General features: G+C 66.1%; 16 protein-coding genes. 11 read left to right on the top strand and 5 right to left on the bottom strand.

Annotation, left to right across the window (positions count from 1 at the left end; all coding sequences use genetic code 11):
• The first annotated feature begins 90 nt into the window (after positions 1-90).
• Genes M2332_RS00410 through M2332_RS00390 form a run of 5 tightly spaced genes read left to right on the top strand, consistent with a single transcriptional unit; the run spans position 91 to position 4,230 of the window.
• Positions 91-1,203 (top strand): DUF3089 domain-containing protein, encoded by a 1,113-nt coding sequence (locus M2332_RS00410; protein ID WP_264572523.1) that lies wholly within the window; start codon positions 91-93, stop codon positions 1,201-1,203.
• The gene (ruvX, locus tag M2332_RS00405) at positions 1,203-1,679 is read left to right on the top strand and encodes a Holliday junction resolvase RuvX (RefSeq protein WP_181561379.1); all 477 of its coding nucleotides are present in this window, start codon (positions 1,203-1,205) and stop codon (positions 1,677-1,679) included. Before M2332_RS00410 ends, ruvX begins: the two co-directional genes overlap by 1 nt.
• A gap of 7 nt (positions 1,680-1,686) precedes the next feature.
• Positions 1,687-1,977, top strand: a complete 291-nt coding sequence (locus M2332_RS00400) for a DUF1294 domain-containing protein (RefSeq protein WP_264572522.1) — start codon at positions 1,687-1,689, stop codon at positions 1,975-1,977.
• A 49-nt stretch (positions 1,978-2,026) separates the two neighbouring features.
• Positions 2,027-3,016 (top strand): aspartate carbamoyltransferase catalytic subunit, encoded by a 990-nt coding sequence (locus tag M2332_RS00395; RefSeq protein WP_264572521.1) that lies wholly within the window; start codon positions 2,027-2,029, stop codon positions 3,014-3,016.
• A complete protein-coding gene (locus M2332_RS00390; protein ID WP_264572520.1) occupies positions 3,007-4,230 on the top strand; it encodes a dihydroorotase in 1,224 nt (407 codons plus the stop codon). The genes M2332_RS00395 and M2332_RS00390 overlap by 10 nt, the downstream gene beginning before the upstream one ends.
• A 21-nt stretch (positions 4,231-4,251) precedes the next feature.
• Here M2332_RS00390 and M2332_RS00385 read toward each other — a convergent pair whose 3' ends face one another.
• The 4 genes from M2332_RS00385 to serB form a co-directional block, all read right to left on the bottom strand.
• Complete coding sequence (locus M2332_RS00385) at positions 4,252-5,697, bottom strand: SPOR domain-containing protein (RefSeq protein ID WP_264572519.1); 1,446 nt, start codon at positions 5,695-5,697, stop codon at positions 4,252-4,254.
• Between the two features lie 5 nt (positions 5,698-5,702).
• Complete coding sequence (locus tag M2332_RS00380; RefSeq protein WP_264572518.1) at positions 5,703-6,242, bottom strand: hypothetical protein; 540 nt, start codon at positions 6,240-6,242, stop codon at positions 5,703-5,705.
• A gap of 14 nt (positions 6,243-6,256) precedes the next feature.
• Positions 6,257-6,964, bottom strand: a complete 708-nt coding sequence (locus M2332_RS00375) for a ParA family protein (RefSeq protein ID WP_264574857.1) — start codon at positions 6,962-6,964, stop codon at positions 6,257-6,259.
• 95 nt (positions 6,965-7,059) lie between these two features.
• Positions 7,060-7,968, bottom strand: a complete 909-nt coding sequence (gene serB / locus M2332_RS00370) for a phosphoserine phosphatase SerB (RefSeq protein ID WP_264572517.1) — start codon at positions 7,966-7,968, stop codon at positions 7,060-7,062.
• On the opposite strand from serB, the gene miaA reads away from it, so the two are divergent.
• The 6 genes from miaA (at position 7,967) to ilvC (ending at position 14,344) form a co-directional block, all read left to right on the top strand.
• Entirely contained in the window at positions 7,967-8,920 is a 954-nt protein-coding gene (miaA, locus tag M2332_RS00365) for a tRNA (adenosine(37)-N6)-dimethylallyltransferase MiaA (RefSeq protein WP_264572516.1), read from the top strand. The two genes, serB and miaA, sit on opposite strands and share 2 nt — an antisense overlap.
• 129 nt (positions 8,921-9,049) lie before the next feature.
• A complete protein-coding gene (locus M2332_RS00360; RefSeq protein WP_264572515.1) occupies positions 9,050-10,255 on the top strand; it encodes a collagen-binding domain-containing protein in 1,206 nt (401 codons plus the stop codon).
• Positions 10,256-10,498: 243 nt separating this feature from the next.
• Complete coding sequence (locus M2332_RS00355; protein WP_264572514.1) at positions 10,499-12,244, top strand: acetolactate synthase 3 large subunit; 1,746 nt, start codon at positions 10,499-10,501, stop codon at positions 12,242-12,244.
• Positions 12,244-12,606, top strand: a complete 363-nt coding sequence (locus tag M2332_RS00350; RefSeq protein ID WP_264572513.1) for a hypothetical protein — start codon at positions 12,244-12,246, stop codon at positions 12,604-12,606. The genes M2332_RS00355 and M2332_RS00350 overlap by 1 nt, the downstream gene beginning before the upstream one ends.
• A gap of 49 nt (positions 12,607-12,655) precedes the next feature.
• The gene (gene ilvN, locus M2332_RS00345; protein ID WP_181559290.1) at positions 12,656-13,168 is read left to right on the top strand and encodes an acetolactate synthase small subunit; all 513 of its coding nucleotides are present in this window, start codon (positions 12,656-12,658) and stop codon (positions 13,166-13,168) included.
• 156 nt (positions 13,169-13,324) lie between these two features.
• A complete protein-coding gene (ilvC, locus tag M2332_RS00340) occupies positions 13,325-14,344 on the top strand; it encodes a ketol-acid reductoisomerase (protein WP_181559289.1) in 1,020 nt (339 codons plus the stop codon).
• 60 nt (positions 14,345-14,404) lie between these two features.
• Here ilvC and M2332_RS00335 read toward each other — a convergent pair whose 3' ends face one another.
• Complete coding sequence (locus M2332_RS00335) at positions 14,405-14,944, bottom strand: mismatch-specific DNA-glycosylase (RefSeq protein WP_264572512.1); 540 nt, start codon at positions 14,942-14,944, stop codon at positions 14,405-14,407.
• Between the last annotated feature and the right edge of the window lie 38 nt (positions 14,945-14,982).

Below are 14,982 nucleotides of genomic sequence, written 5' to 3'. Positions count from 1 at the left end.
TCGCCTGCTGCCTTCGCTTGCCTCGCGCAACCCAAGCGGGCATGAGCCATGCCACTGCCCAGCTTGCCACAGAGATGGAGTCGTGCCCCTTTGGCCCGGAAGTTCCTGTATGTCGTCGCGTTTTTCACAGCCCTGGCAATCGCGGGAATGATCGCCTTCTCCTTCTTCGGCCCCCGGCTGATGCAGAGCGCGCTGGTGCCGCATGTCGGGTTCAGCGAACCGCCTGCCCTGCCCGCGAATTTCTATTCAGGTGGCGATGGATGGATCAGCCGGCCGGACGGGCGCCGCGACGACCCTGCCCGCTGGCAACCGGCCGCGAAACTCGCAGAGGCGGTCCCAGCCCAGAAAGCGGCGATCTTCTTCGTCCACCCCACCAGCTCGTTCGAAACGCTCCACTGGAACGCGCCGATCAACGACCGCATCGCAAAAGCGCAGGCCGCGCGGTTCGTGCGCATTCAGGCCAGCGCTTTCGCAGCGGCGGGCGATATCTGGGCGCCGCGCTACCGGCAGGCCGTGTTCGGTGCCTTCCTCACCGAAAAGGCGGACGCCGCGCTGGCGCTTGAGCGAGCCTATGCGGACGTGAAGGCCGCCTTCGCACAGTTCCTCGCCGCCAATCCGCAAGGGCCGATCATCCTTGCCGCGCACAGTCAGGGCAGTCGCCACCTGCTGCGGCTGCTCCATGAGGAAGCGGGCAACACTGCACTCAAGGCGCGGCTGGTCGCGGCCTATGTCGTCGGCTGGCCAGTCTCCGTAGAGCATGATCTGCCCGCTCTCGGCCTGCCCGCCTGCACGGGGCCGGGCACGACCGGCTGCGTGCTGAGCTGGCAGAGCTTTGCCGCGCCGGCAGACACGTCAGCCGTGGAAGCGTCGTTCGACCGCGAGCGCGGACTGGACGGCCAATCGCGCGCCGGGTCGGCCATGCTGTGCACCAATCCGCTCAATGGCGGCGCGGCGCCCGATGCGCCGGGCGATGCCAATCTGGGCGTGCTGCGCGGTGATGGCGAGGCGGCGTCGACCGTGCTGCTCACGCCCGGCGAGATCGGCGCGCGCTGCGCTGGCCGTGGCTTCCTGATGCTGGACAGCGCGCCCAAGCTCGGCACCTTCGTGCTCCCGGGCAACAATTACCACGTCTACGACTATCCCCTGTTCTGGGCGAACATCCGTGCCGATGCGCTCGGCCGACTGGCGGCATGGCACCGCTGATGGTCGGGGAAACGCTGATCACGCTCGACAAGGCGTCCTTCGCGCAGGCGCTGCCGGCGGGTGGACGCCTGCTCGGTATGGACCTTGGCACCCAGACCATCGGCCTTGCCCTGTGCGATGCCGGCTGGAGCATTGCCAGCCCCGCGCACACGCACAAGCGCGGCAAGTTCAGCAAGGACCGGGATGTGCTCGCCCAGTTCATCGCCCAGCAGTCGGTCAAGGGCCTCGTTATCGGCCTGCCGCTCAACATGGATGGCAGCGAAAGTCCGCGTAGCCAGGCCGCCCGCGCCTTTGCCCGCAACATCGCGGTGCTCGGCCTGCCGGTGCTGCTCTGGGATGAGCGCTGGTCGACCGTCGCGGCCGAACGGGCGATGATCGCGCAGGACATGAGCCGGGCCAAGCGCGCTGAAAAGATCGACGCCCACGCCGCCGCCCTCATCCTGCAGGGGGCCATTGACGGCCTGACGATGGGCTGACCGGCGCATGACGGAAACGCACATCATCTGGGGCTGGCTGGTGCTGATCAACCTCATCACCCTCGCCGCCTTCCGCCATGACAAGCAGCGCGCCATTGCCGGGGGACCGCGCATGCGCGAGCGCGATCTGCTGACCCTGGCGGCGATCGGCGGGACGATTGGCGCCTGGCTCGCCATGCGACTTTTCCGGCACAAGACCCGCAAGCGGGACTTCTCCCGCGCGCTGTTCCTCATCGCCGCCGCCCAGTGCGCGCTCATCATCCTGCTCGATCTCAATGCCTGGACAACCCCGAGCTGATACATCAGCGCTTGAGTCCGCCCCGCCGCTCCACTAACGAGGCGCTTTAATGACAATATCGCCCTCTCCCGCCACCGGCCTCATCGGCCGGGACAATTTCCCGCACCGGCATCTGGTGGGAATCGCCAATCTGGCGCCGCATGAAATCCGCTTTTTGCTGGATGAAGCCGAGCAATGGGCCTCGCTCAACCGTGCCGGCAGCCGCAAGCATGATGGGCGCCTCGCCGGCCTCACGCAGATGAACGCCTTCTTCGAGAACAGCACGCGCACGCTGCTCTCCTTCGAGGTTGCGGGCAAGCGGCTGGGCGCGGACGTGGTGAACATGCACGCCGCCCAATCGAGCGTGAAGAAGGGCGAGACGCTCATCGATACCGCCGTGACGCTCAACTCGATGCGCGCCGACGTGATGGTGATCCGTCATATGAGTTCGGGCGCCGTGCAGTTGATCGCCGACATGGTGGATTGCCCCGTGCTCAATGCCGGCGATGGCCGCCACGAGCACCCGACGCAGGCGCTGCTCGACGCGCTGACCATAAGGCGGCGCAAAGGCAGCTTCGAGGGGCTGATCGTCACGATATGCGGCGATATTCTCCACAGTCGTGTCGCCCGCTCCAACATGCTCTGCCTCACGGCCTTGGGCGCGCAAGTGCGGGTGTGTGCGCCGCCGACGCTGATGCCGCCTGCGGTGGAACGCTATCGGGTTACACCGTTCCATGACTTCAACGCCGCGCTGGAAGGTGCGGATGTGGTGATGATGCTGCGCATTCAGAATGAGCGGATGGACGGGGCCTTCATCCCCTCGGCCCGCGAATTTCACGCGCTCTATGGTCTCACGCCCGAGCGGCTGAAGCGCGCCAAGCCGGACGCGATCATCATGCACCCCGGCCCGATGAACCGAGGCGTGGAAATTGTCAGCAGCGTGGCCGACGATCCGGATCGCTCGGCGATCACCGAGCAGGTCGAGATGGGGGTCGCTATGCGCATGGCCTGCCTCGATGTCCTCACCCGCACAGCCCGGGGAGTCGAAGGATGGGCCTGACCGCGATCATCAACGCACGCCTGTGCGATCCGACCGCCAGCGCCCTCTCCGAAGGCACGCTGCTCGTTGAAGACGCGGCGATCGCAGCGGTCGGCGTGGTAAAGGTGCCTGACGGCGCCGAAATCGTCGATGCCAAGGGCATGATCCTCGCGCCGGGCATCATCGATCTGGGCGTGTTCCGCACCGACAAGCCGGCCTTCCACTTCGCCGGCATCACCCGCGCCGCGCTGATGCCGGACCAGTCGCCCGTTCTCGATGAGCCGGGGCTGATCCAGCACGCCGCTCGGGCCGGCAAGCCGGACTTCTGGGTACATCCGCTCGGCGCCGCGACGCGCGGGCTGGAGGGGCGCGAACTGGCGGAAATGGCGCTGATGAAGTCTGCTGGCGCCCGCGCCATCGCGACCGGCCGGCGCTGGATAGCCGACTCGGGCGTGATGCTGCGCGTCCTGCATTATGCCGCTGCGCTCGACCTGGTGGTCATTACCCATGCCGAGGATGGCGGCCTGACGGCCAATGCCGTGGCGACGGATGGCGAAACGGCCTCGCGCCTCGGCCTGCCCAGCGCCCCCGCCAGCGCCGAAGCGATGGCCATTGCGCGGGATATCGCGCTGGCGCGGGAGGCGGGCGCACGCCTGCATGTCCGCCTCGTCACCACTGCGGCCGGCTTCGCGCTCATTCGCGCGGCCAAGGCCGAAGGGTTGAAGGTGACCTGCGGCACCAGCCCCTCCTACCTCTTCCTCAACGATGCGGCGGTGAGCGATTTCCGCACCTTCGCACGCCTCTCCCCGCCACTGCGCGATGAGCGGGACCGGCTTGCCACGATCGAGGCGGTCGCGGATGGCACCGTCGACGTGCTGTGCTCGGGCCACGATCCGCGCGGCCCGGAAGACAAGCGCCTGCCCTTCGCGGACGCCCTGCCCGGCATCGCCGGCGCCGAGACACTGCTCCCGCTCGCGCTCAATCTGGTGCGTGAAGGCAAGATGACCGAAACCCGGATGATGGCCCTGCTCGCGGCCAATCCCGCCGCGATCCTCGGCCTCGATGCGGGACGGCTGGCGCCGGGCGCGCCGGCGGACCTCATCCTCATCGCACCTGACACACCCTGGATCGTCGATTCGGCCAAAATGGCAGCAGCGGCCGGCAATACGCCGTTCGACAAGCTGCCGGTTCAGGGCCGGGCGCGGATGATCATGAAAGGCGGCGTGATCCGCTGAGCGGATCGCCCACCGGCCCCATCACCGCGATGCGAATTGCGACCCGCCGGCCGGGGCGCCAGCGCGCGCCATGCGCGATGCATTGCTGTCATCGCGGCGCACGTAACAAGCCTGCCCCTCGCCGCGCAAAGTTTGGCACAGGGAACCGGCCGCGCCCCGGCTGGCAAAGCCACCCACCGCCACGCGATGGAAGGTGCGCCCATTGACGCTCGCGGCGGCAACGATCTCGCGATAGCCAGCCAGATGCGGGTTGCGGCGCATATCCTGCCACTTCACTCGCGCCATCGTTGCGCTGTCGAAGGCGCCGAGTTGGATCACCCAGTCGCCCGAAGCGCGACCCGGCCTGGCCGGCAGGACCGGCACCGCGCGAGACGCGGCGGCGATCTTCACCCCCATCGACGGGCTGGATGCAGCCGGCGCAAAGGCCATCTGAGCGATGTCGGGCGCCCTTGGCGCTGGCTCCAGGACCAGTAAAGGCGCTGCTGAGAGGATTTCGGCGGACGGCGCGCCGTAGGGCGCGTTCGCCGGGGACGCGATGGGAGAATCGGCTTTTGCCGGACCAGCCGGGTCTGAGGACCGGCTCGAGGGCGGGATCGCGACCGATTGAACGGCGGATGCTGCGCGCTCAGCATCGGCCGCTGCCGCAGGTGCAGCCGCTTCAGCCGTCTTCGCCGGCGACGGGGCGACGTCCTTTGGAGGTGCCCGTTCCGCAACGGCGGGAAGCTCGAAGCTGCGCAGCGCGAGGCGAGACGGCATCCCGGCATCGTCGGCACGGGGCGCAACCCCAGTCAGGGCAGCCACCCGCGCGCCGGGTTCAGCCTGCGCCACGGCCTGAGACCAGCGCCCGATGCGCTGCTCGGCCTCTTTGGAGGACAGATCCTGCCCGGCGATCAGCCGTGCCTGCCCCCAGGCGCCACCCAGCGCCAAGGCAAAGGCGAGGTTCTGTCGTGTCTGTGCCGAGGCGTCGGGTTGGCGCGCGGCGTAAACGAGCGCGCGCACGCCCTCCTGCACGTCGCCAGCCATGGCCATGGCGAGACCATAGTCCGAGGCGGGCAGCGTGGCAGCGTTGTCGGCGAGCAAAGCCTGGGCCGTGCTGTCATTGCCCAGCGCGGTCTCGCACAAGGCCAGGCTGATGATCGTGCGGACATCGCTGTTGCCCAGCGCCATGGCGTCCGTAAACGCCGCCTGTGCCGAGCGATAGCGGCCATTGGCGAGATAGGCACGGCCCAGCAAGACGCGATGGCCTGCAGTAGCCGGGTCGGCGGCGACCAGCGCCTCGGCAAGGTCGAGCGCGCGGGCGAACTTGCGATCCGCGAGCGCTGACTCGATCTTGGGCGAAAGTTGCGCAACCGAGGGCGTCGCGCGCGCGCTATGGGACTGGAGACCCAGCTGTGCGCAGCCGCCCAGCGTCACGCTGGAGAGCGCCACCGTCACCAGCAGCAAAGGCATTTTTACGGAGCGCGCCATATGCTTCACGCCTCCAGTCCCGAGCTGGATTCAATCTCTTCGGCGAGCGCCTGCACATGCGCGTCGGCGGCAATCATCTGATCCAGCGCCTCGATGAGAAGCTGCTGGGCGGAGCGCTTCGAGACCGCGCTCAGCAGGCGCAGGCGCAGGTGCCTCTCGCTATCGATCCGCAGCGTGAACGCCGCCTTGCGGCCGACGCCCGCCAGACTGGCCGGGCGCTTGGAAGGGACTTTCGGCGGCGTGACGCGCAGGCTGATTTGCTCGGCGAGAGCCAGCATCTGCTGCTTGGCCGGGGAGACCGGCGCCGGGTCGCTCTCAGCCACGGACACATTGGCGTTGATCGGCACCGCAGCGTCCGTCCCGTTGGCCGACGCTAGCATGTGGGGGGCAGCGCCCTCCCCCATGTCATTCCAGCCAAGGTCATCATGGACGGTCGGGGCGGTCGAAAGACCCGGCACCGCCGGGCGACGCATGGCCGGGCGCGCAGTGCCCCGCCGCGCGAGCAGGCTCGCGGTCAGCGATGCCGCAGGGCGCGGCTCGGTCATGGAATTATCGCGATTCATCCCTGCACCACCCGACGCCCGAAGCCGGTCTGGCGCGACATCGCCGCTGCGACATGGCTGGGCGAAAACACTGTCCGCCGGAAATTCCGCTCGAGCCGATCGGCCACATAGCTCCAGAGCTGCTCGACCTCCTGCGCCGAGCGTCCCTTGGGATCGAAGTCCATCACCGTGCGCCCATCGATCATCGAGGAGGCAAAATCGGTGCGCTGGTGAATGGTGACCGGTGCCACCGTGCCGTGCTGCGAAAGCGCAATCGCGGCTTCCGAGGTGATGCGCGCCCGCGGCGTTGCCGCATTGACCACGAAGATAAGCGGCTTGCCGGCGCGCTCGCACAGGTCGACCGTCGCGCCCACGGCACGCAGATCGTGGGGGCTGGGCCGGGTCGGCACCACGATCAGCTCGGCGACGCCGATGACGCTCTGAATGGCCATGGTAATGGCGGGCGGCGTATCGATGACCGCCAGCTTGAACCCTTGCTGGCGCAGCGCCTCAAGATCGCCGGCGAGACGCGCGACGCTTGTCTGGGCAAAGGCGGGATAATCGTCGCTGCGCTCGTTCCACCAATCGGAGAGCGAACCCTGCGGATCGATATCGATAAGGACGACCGGCCCCGCGCCAGCGCGCTGCGCCTGAACCGCAAGATGGCCAGATAGCGTGGTCTTTCCCGAACCGCCCTTCTGAGATGCTAGCGCCAATATCCGCACGACATTCCCCCGCTCGATCATGGATCGGGCAAGGAAATCTCACGCTTCCCTCTAAGATTCGGTTAAGTGCGCTGCCGGCCGCAGGAGAGACAGGGCTAACCCGTCACCCACTGCGCCCGAGCGATGCCCAAAGCATGCAGCAGAACGCTGAGGTCACCCCGCTCGATGGCGGCATCGGCAGCGGCGCGCGTCTTGGGCTTGGCATGGTAGGCAACGCCTAGCCCGGCCGCCTCGATCATCGGAATATCGTTCGCGCCGTCACCGATGGCGATGGACTGCGCGGGCGCCAATCCGCCCTGTTGCGCCGCCCCGAGCAGTTCGGCGCGCTTGCGTGCGGCATCGACAATCGGTTCGCCGACCGTGCCGGCAAGCTTGCCGTCCGCGATGTGCAGGGTGTTGGCAATGGCGACATCGAACCCGATCTCCTGCGCGACCGGCTGCGCGAACGGCACGAAGCCGCCGGACACCAGGATCGTGCGTGCGCCGCGCGACCGCAGGGTCTGCACCAGGGCCCGGGCGCCAGGCATCAGCCGCACCCGCTCGGCACGGCAGCGATCGATCATGGTCGCGTCCAGACCCTTGAGCAGCGCGACCCGCCCGGTCAGCGCCTGCGCGAAATCCAGTTCCCCGCGCATTGCTCGCTCTGTGACCGCCGCGATCTCGTCCTTGAGCCCTGCATAATCGGCCAGCTCGTCGATGCACTCGACGGTGATCATCGTCGAATCCATATCCGCCACGAACAGACGGCAGTCGCGGTTCGCCGCCGCGAGCACGAACAGGTCGGCGGGCGGCGCCAGCGCTTCCAGCGCCGCGCGCGCAACGGCCCGGTCGCCGGCGAACGGCAGGTCCACAGCCTCACCCGCCTCGATCCAGACCGGCGCGGCGACATCGAGACCCGCCTGCGCCAGCGCATCGCGCGCGGCGGTCACGTCCCCCTGCCCAAGTCCGTCATGCGCGACTAAGGTCGCAATCATGTCCCGTCCGTCCGAAATGCCGCCAGCCATGCCTGATCCTGATTCCCTGCCCGAAATGCGCGACCGGGAGCGGCCGCCGGTCGCGCTTATTGCCGGGCCGACCGCCAGCGGCAAGAGCGCAGTCGCAATGCGGCTCGCGCGGGCGACGGGCGGCATCATCATCAATGCCGATGCCAGCCAGGTCTATGCGGACCTCAATGTGCTGACCGCCCGCCCGCCCGAGGAGGATCTCGCGCAAGCCCCGCACCGCCTCTTCGGCCATATCGACGGCATGGAGGATTGCTCGGCCGCGCGCTGGGCGCAGGAGGCCAAGGCGGAAATCGACGCCGCCCATGCAAAGGGTGTTCCGGCCATTCTCGTGGGCGGCACCGGGCTTTATCTGCACACGCTGCTGCATGGCATCGCACCGGTGCCGGCGATCGACCCCGCGATCCGCGAGGCCGTGCGCGCGCTGCCGGTGGCGCAAAGCTATGCCGCGCTGGAACTGGAAGACCCAATCAGCGCAGGGCGACTCAATCTGGCGGATACCTCGCGCGTCGCGCGCGCGCTGGAGGTCGTCCGCTCGACCGGGACGCCGCTCCCCCAATGGCAGGCCCGGCGCGAAGGCGGCCTTGCGGGACACATGCGCATTCACGGCGCGGTGGTGATGCTCCCGCGCGAGGTGCTCGCCGAACGCGCCGAGCAACGGCTGGACCTCATGCTCGCGCATGGCGCCATCGAGGAGGTCAAAGCGCTCGTTCGCCGTGACATTCCGCAAGATCGACCGGTGCTGCGCGCACTCGGCGTTCGGGAACTCGCCGCGATGTTGGCGGGCCAAATCGACCTGGCGACGGCACGGGCGGCCATCCTCCAGCAGACCATCGCCTATCAGAAGCGGCAGCGGACCTGGACTCGGGGCCGGCAAGCCGGCTGGACGACCATCGATCCGCAGGCTGCGGTGATCATTGAAGACTTCAACAGCATCGCGCCGGAGGGCCATTAACGGCCACCTGCTCGTCTGTACCAAAACCGGACACGGCTTTCGACGTACAAGATGAACGCTTCAACGCTCTGACAAATGGTATAAAGGCCGTTCATCTTTCGCCATCCCGCACCGACGGAGACCTGTTTCATGCTCAAGCGTTCGTCCCTTGCCATCGCGCTCGGCCTCGCCGCGTTTGCCAGCGCCCCCGCCCTCGCATCCGGCGATGCCGCTGCGGGCCTTGAAGCGCTCAAGAACTATAATCTCATCGTGCTGGGTGACGTGAACCTGAAGCATGATGTCGAGGGCAAAATGCTGGTCGGCGGAAACCTGACCGGCGCGAGCCAAGTCGGCATCGGCAATTCGAGCCAGGGCCAGACAAAGAATGCCGGTATTCCCGTTCTGACAGTAGGCGGCAATATCTCCAATGCCGACATCAAGGTGCATAACGGATCCAATGGCGGCGTCGGCACCATCGCCAGCGGCGGCAGTGCCTCGGTCGCCGGCAATGTCAGCAACAGCTGGCTGACGATGAACTCGACGCCCCGCACCGTGACGGTTGGCGGCAACTTCACGGGCAGCAATCCCAACATCGGCAATGGCGACGTCTATACGATCGGCGGCAGCTTCTCCGGCGGGACGATCAACCAGAGTGGCGGCACGCTGAATGTCGGCGGCACGGCGTCGGGCAATTTCAACGGCGGCACGCGCAACTTCAATCTCGCCTCCGGCAATTCCGGCTATGCGGCCTCGGTCTCGGCACCCATCACGGCGACCGTGACCAAGGTCTCCGACGATGTGCGCGCGCTCTCGACCGCGCTCGCCTCGCTCAACATGGCGAGCAACCCGAGCGGCTTCGACATCACCGGCACGGCCATGACGCTGAACGCCGTGGATAATGGCGCCGGCTATGCGCTGTTCTCCTTCAATGCGGCCGACTTCGCATCGATCAACAGCCTGAAGTACAACTTCTCGGGCACGACGCCGGTCATCATCAATGTGTTCGGCACCGATGTGAACCTGGGCTTCAACTCCAACGGCGCCAACCAGGCGAACAACCAGCAGGTCATCTGGAACTTCGTGAACGCGGAGACGCTCAACTTCTCCGGCAACATCTTTTATGGCTCGGTCCTGGCGCCCAGCGCCAGCCTGCTGATCCACACCCCGATCGAAGGTTCGGTCGTGGTCGGGCGCTATACTGATGGCAATGGCGGCGAGATCCACCTCGGCACCTTCAACGGCAACCTCAATCTGGTGCCCGTGCCCGAGCCTTCCACCTGGGCGATGATGATCATGGGCCTGGGCCTGACCGGTCTGGCGATGCGTCGCCGCGCGAAGACCGTCGCCTTCGCCTGACGGCCACGATCTTCATCATCCTTGAAAAGCTGGAACGGCGCTGACTTCGGTCGGCGCCGTTTCCATTTGGGACGCTGGCGGGAGCATGCCCGCTCAATAAAATGTTGCAGATTTTTCCATTATTGTAATTTTATTACTCAATATTGATTTGACACGGCATTTTATAATCCATAGAGGCACCAACCTTGTCAGGGCAGCTCCTTTCGACCAAGGGCGCTGCTAATGGTTTTCAAGGAGTTTCCCGTGGCCGAGAGAAGCGGCGCCGACATTCTGGTTCAATGCCTGCTCGATCTGGGGGTCGACACCGTGTTCGGCTATCCCGGCGGCGCGGTGCTGCCGATCTATGACACGATCTACGATCACCCGAAGATCCAGCACATTCTCGTCCGCCACGAGCAGGCTGCGGCCCACGCCGCCGAGGGCTATGCTCGTTCGACCGGCAAGCCCGGCGTCGTGCTCGTCACATCCGGCCCCGGCGCGACCAACGCGATCACCGGCATCACCGACGCGCTGATGGATTCCATCCCGATGGTCGTCATCACCGGGCAGGTGCCGACGACGCTGATCGGCACGGATGCGTTCCAGGAAGCCGATACCGTCGGCCTCACCCGCCACTGCACCAAGCATAATTATCTGGTGAAGAGCCCGGCCGATCTGGCCGCGACGGTGCACGAGGCGTTCCACATCGCGACCTCCGGCCGCCCCGGCCCGGTCGTGATCGATATTCCCAAGGACGTGCAGGTTGCCACCGCCGCCTATGAGAAGCCCTCGCTGAATGCCCATCCCAGCTACCGGCCGCAAACCGAGCCGGACGCGGAGATGATCGACAAGGCCATTGCGCTCATTCTCGATGCCAAGCAGCCAGTCCTCTACACGGGCGGCGGCGTCATCAACTCCGGTCCCGCAGCCAGCGAAGCCCTGCGGGCGCTGGCCGACATGCTCGGCGCACCGGTCACCTCGACGCTCATGGGCCTGGGCGCCTACCCCGCCTCCTCGTCGCAATGGCTGGGCATGCTGGGGATGCATGGCACCTACGAAGCCAATTTCGCGATGAACAAGGCCGATCTCATTCTCGCGCTGGGTTCGCGGTTCGATGACCGTGTGACCGGCCGGCTGGATGCGTTCGCCCCGCTCAGCAAGAAGATCCATGTCGACATCGACCGCGGCTCGATCAACAAGATCGTGCCGGTGGACGTGCCCGTTGTCGCCGATGTCGGCCGCGCGATCGAGGCGATCATCGCGGGCCTGAAGGCGCGCGGCTTCAAGAAGCCCGATTACAGCGGCTGGTGGTCGCAGATCGACGAGTGGCGCGCACGCAAGAGCCTCGACTATGTCGAGACCGGCGCGGAGATCATGCCGCAGCGGGCCATCGCCGAGCTTTACAACGCGACCCGCGACCGCGACACGATCATCACGACCGAAGTCGGCCAGCACCAGATGTGGGCGGCCCAGCACTATCATTTCGAGGAGCCGAACAAGTGGCTCACCTCGGGCGGGCTCGGCACCATGGGTTATGGCTTCCCGGCCGCAATCGGCGCCCAGCTCGGCAACCCCGATTCGCTGGTGATCGATGTGGCCGGTGACGCCTCGATCCAGATGAACATCCAGGAGCTTGGCACGGCGATCCAGTATCGCCTGCCGGTCAAGATCTTCATCCTGAACAACGAATATATGGGCATGGTCCGCCAATGGCAGGAACTCACTTATGAAAGCCGCTATTCGCACAGCTATTCGGACAGCCTGCCCGATTTCGTGAAGCTGGCCGAAGCCTATGGCGCGGCCGGCATTCGCATCGAGACGATGGACGAGCTGATCCCCGGCATCCGCCGGATGATCGACACGCCGGGTCCGGTCATTGTCGATTGCCGGGTGGCCAAGCTCTCCAACTGCTTCCCGATGATCCCGTCTGGCGCGGCGCATACCGACATGCTGCTCGACCCCAGCCAGGTCTCCGGGACGATGGACGACGAGGCCAGGGCACTGGTCTGATGACCCAGCCCGTCCGCCTTCGCCTCCATGTCAGCGAGCCGTTCGATTTCGAGCGGCACAATGAGAGTGCCGACCTGTTCGGCACCACGCGCGACCATGGCGACGAGGATGCGGGCGAGTGGGTGATCACGCTGGAAAGCCGGTTTCACTTCAACGAGCAGGATTATGACAGCGTTCTGGTATCGCCCCGCTATGTTGGAGAGCCGCTGCGCCGGGTGTTCGATGCGATGCTGGGCGAACCGGTGCGTATCGCCCACCGCACGCCCGAGGGTTGGCATTATGCCATGACCGGCATGCTCTCGGTCGCGCCGCCCCTCAGTGACGGCCCGGCCGGGACGCCAGACGATCCAACCGGTCTCTGACCGAACCGATTTTGAACCCATTGCGATTTCTTGACGAGGACGAAGAGTGATGCACATCCGCCAGGAGGACAGCGAACGCCATGTGCTGTCCGTCACGGTCACCAACGAGGCAGGCATTCTCGCGCGGATCGCGGGTCTGTTTTCGGCACGCGGCTATAATATCGAGAGCCTGACCGTCGCGGACGTGAGCGCGGACCATAAGGTCAGCCGCATCACCATCGTGACCAATGGCCCGCCGCGCGTGATCGACCAGATCATTGCCCAGCTGGAGCGACTTGTGCCGGTGCACAAGGTGACCGACCTCACCGAAATCGGCCCCTTCGTGGAGCGCGAACTTGCGCTGGTGAAGGTCGCCGGCACTGGCGAGGCGCGCATCGAGGCGCTGCGGCTGGCGGACGTGTTCCGCGCCAAGGTGGTCGATACAACGCTGGAGAGCTTCGTTTTCGAGATCACCGGGCCGAGCAGCAAGGTCGATACGTTCGTCGGCCTGATGCGCGAGCTGGGGCTGGTGGAAGTGGGCCGCACCGGCGTTGTCGGGATGCTGCGGGGCGCCGCCGCCTGAATTTAGCCAGTCCACCCCGCAGAAAACCGCGACACCGGCTTGGCTTTGCCGGCTGAAAGGTGCAGGAGCGGTCCGCCGGCGGGGGCCGACACGAGATTTTTACATGGATGCCGACACAGGTCGGCCCGACGAACTGAAAGAGAAGGGTTCTGGGAAATGCGTGTTTATTACGATCGCGATGCCGATATCGGCCTCATCAAGGGCAAGAAGGTCGCCATCCTCGGCTATGGCAGCCAGGGCCATGCCCATGCGCAGAACCTGCGCGATTCGGGCGTTGCTGAAGTCGCGATCGCGCTGCGTCCCGGCTCGCCCTCGGCTACCAAGGCGGAAGGCGCCGGCTTCAAGGTGCTCGCGAATGCGGATGCTGCCAAGTGGGCCGACGTGCTGATGATCCTCGCGCCCGACGAGCATCAGGCCGCGATCTACGAGAACGACATCAAGGGCAATCTGCGCCCCGGCGCCGCGCTGGCGTTCGCGCATGGCCTCAACGTCCACTTCGGCCTCATCGAGCCGCCGGCAGATGTCGACGTCATCATGATCGCGCCCAAGGGCCCGGGTCACACCGTGCGCGGCGAATATGTGAAGGGCGGCGGCGTGCCGTGCCTCATCGCCGTTCATCAGGACGCGACCGGCAATGCCCATGACATCGCCCTCTCCTACGCCTCGGGCGTTGGCGGCGGTCGCTCGGGCATCATCGAAACCAACTTCAAGGAAGAGTGCGAGACCGACCTTTTCGGCGAGCAGGCTGTGCTGTGCGGTGGCTTGACCCACCTCATCCAGGCCGGTTTCGAGACGCTGGTGGAAGCCGGTTACGCGCCGGAAATGGCCTATTTCGAGTGCCTGCACGAGGTGAAGCTGATCGTTGACCTGATGTATGAGGGCGGCATCGCTAACATGCGCTACTCGATCTCCAACACGGCCGAATATGGCGACATCACCACCGGTCCGCGCATCATCACCGAAGAGACCAAGTGGGAGATGAAGAAGGTGCTGGAAGACATCCAGTCCGGCCGCTTCGTCAAGAACTTCGTGCTCGACAACCGCGCCGGCCAGCCGGAGCTGAAGGCCAGCCGCAAGGCCGCTGCCGCCCACCCGATCGAGCAGACCGGCGCCCAGCTGCGCGCCATGATGCCCTGGATCGGCGCCAACAAGCTGGTGGATCAGGCCAAGAACTGAGCCTTTTCCGGCATTAGTCCAGATATGGGGCGGCGGACCGTTGGTTCGCCGCCCTTTCTGTTACGCGCTGCCATTCACCAGATCGGCCAGCGCCTGCCATGGCGCGATATTCCAATAGCGCCGCGCCGAGCCGGATGGCGAAGGCAGCACGAACAGCCGCGTCGTCCCAATGCGCTCGCTCTGTTCGCCCAGCGCGATCCGGCCCGTCGGGCGATCGAGCAGACGGCTGGCGCCGGTCTTGCTGGTGAAGGCGAGGACAGCGGGCTGATAGCGCAGCATTTTTTCGCGCAGCACCGCCCCATCCAGCGCGTCGGCCGGCAGCTCGGCATCATTGCCGAAATGACCTTTGGAAAGATCGGTGAGGCCGATGCCCAGATCCAGCAATCGCGGATAATCGCACGGCGAGAACCGCTCCGGCGTCAGCCCGACCTGATGCAGCGTGCGCCAGAACAAATTGGTCGGATTGGCATAATAAGCCCGCGCCTGCGCCGACTGGCGCCCGAGCGCCGTGCCGCAGAAGACCAGCCGCAAGCCCGGTGCCAACAGGTCCGACACGGTGAAGTCATCCGGTAACGGACCTGATCTCGGCAGTAGCGTCATGGCTCTCATGTAAGCGTGCGCTGAGGGGGTATAAGACC

Origin of the sequence: Sphingobium sp. B11D3A, assembly GCF_025961695.1 — a bacterium.
Lineage (GTDB): Bacteria > Pseudomonadota > Alphaproteobacteria > Sphingomonadales > Sphingomonadaceae > Sphingobium.
The sequence above is the reverse complement of the archived record's forward strand: the minus strand, read 5'-3'. Positions and strand labels throughout refer to the sequence as shown.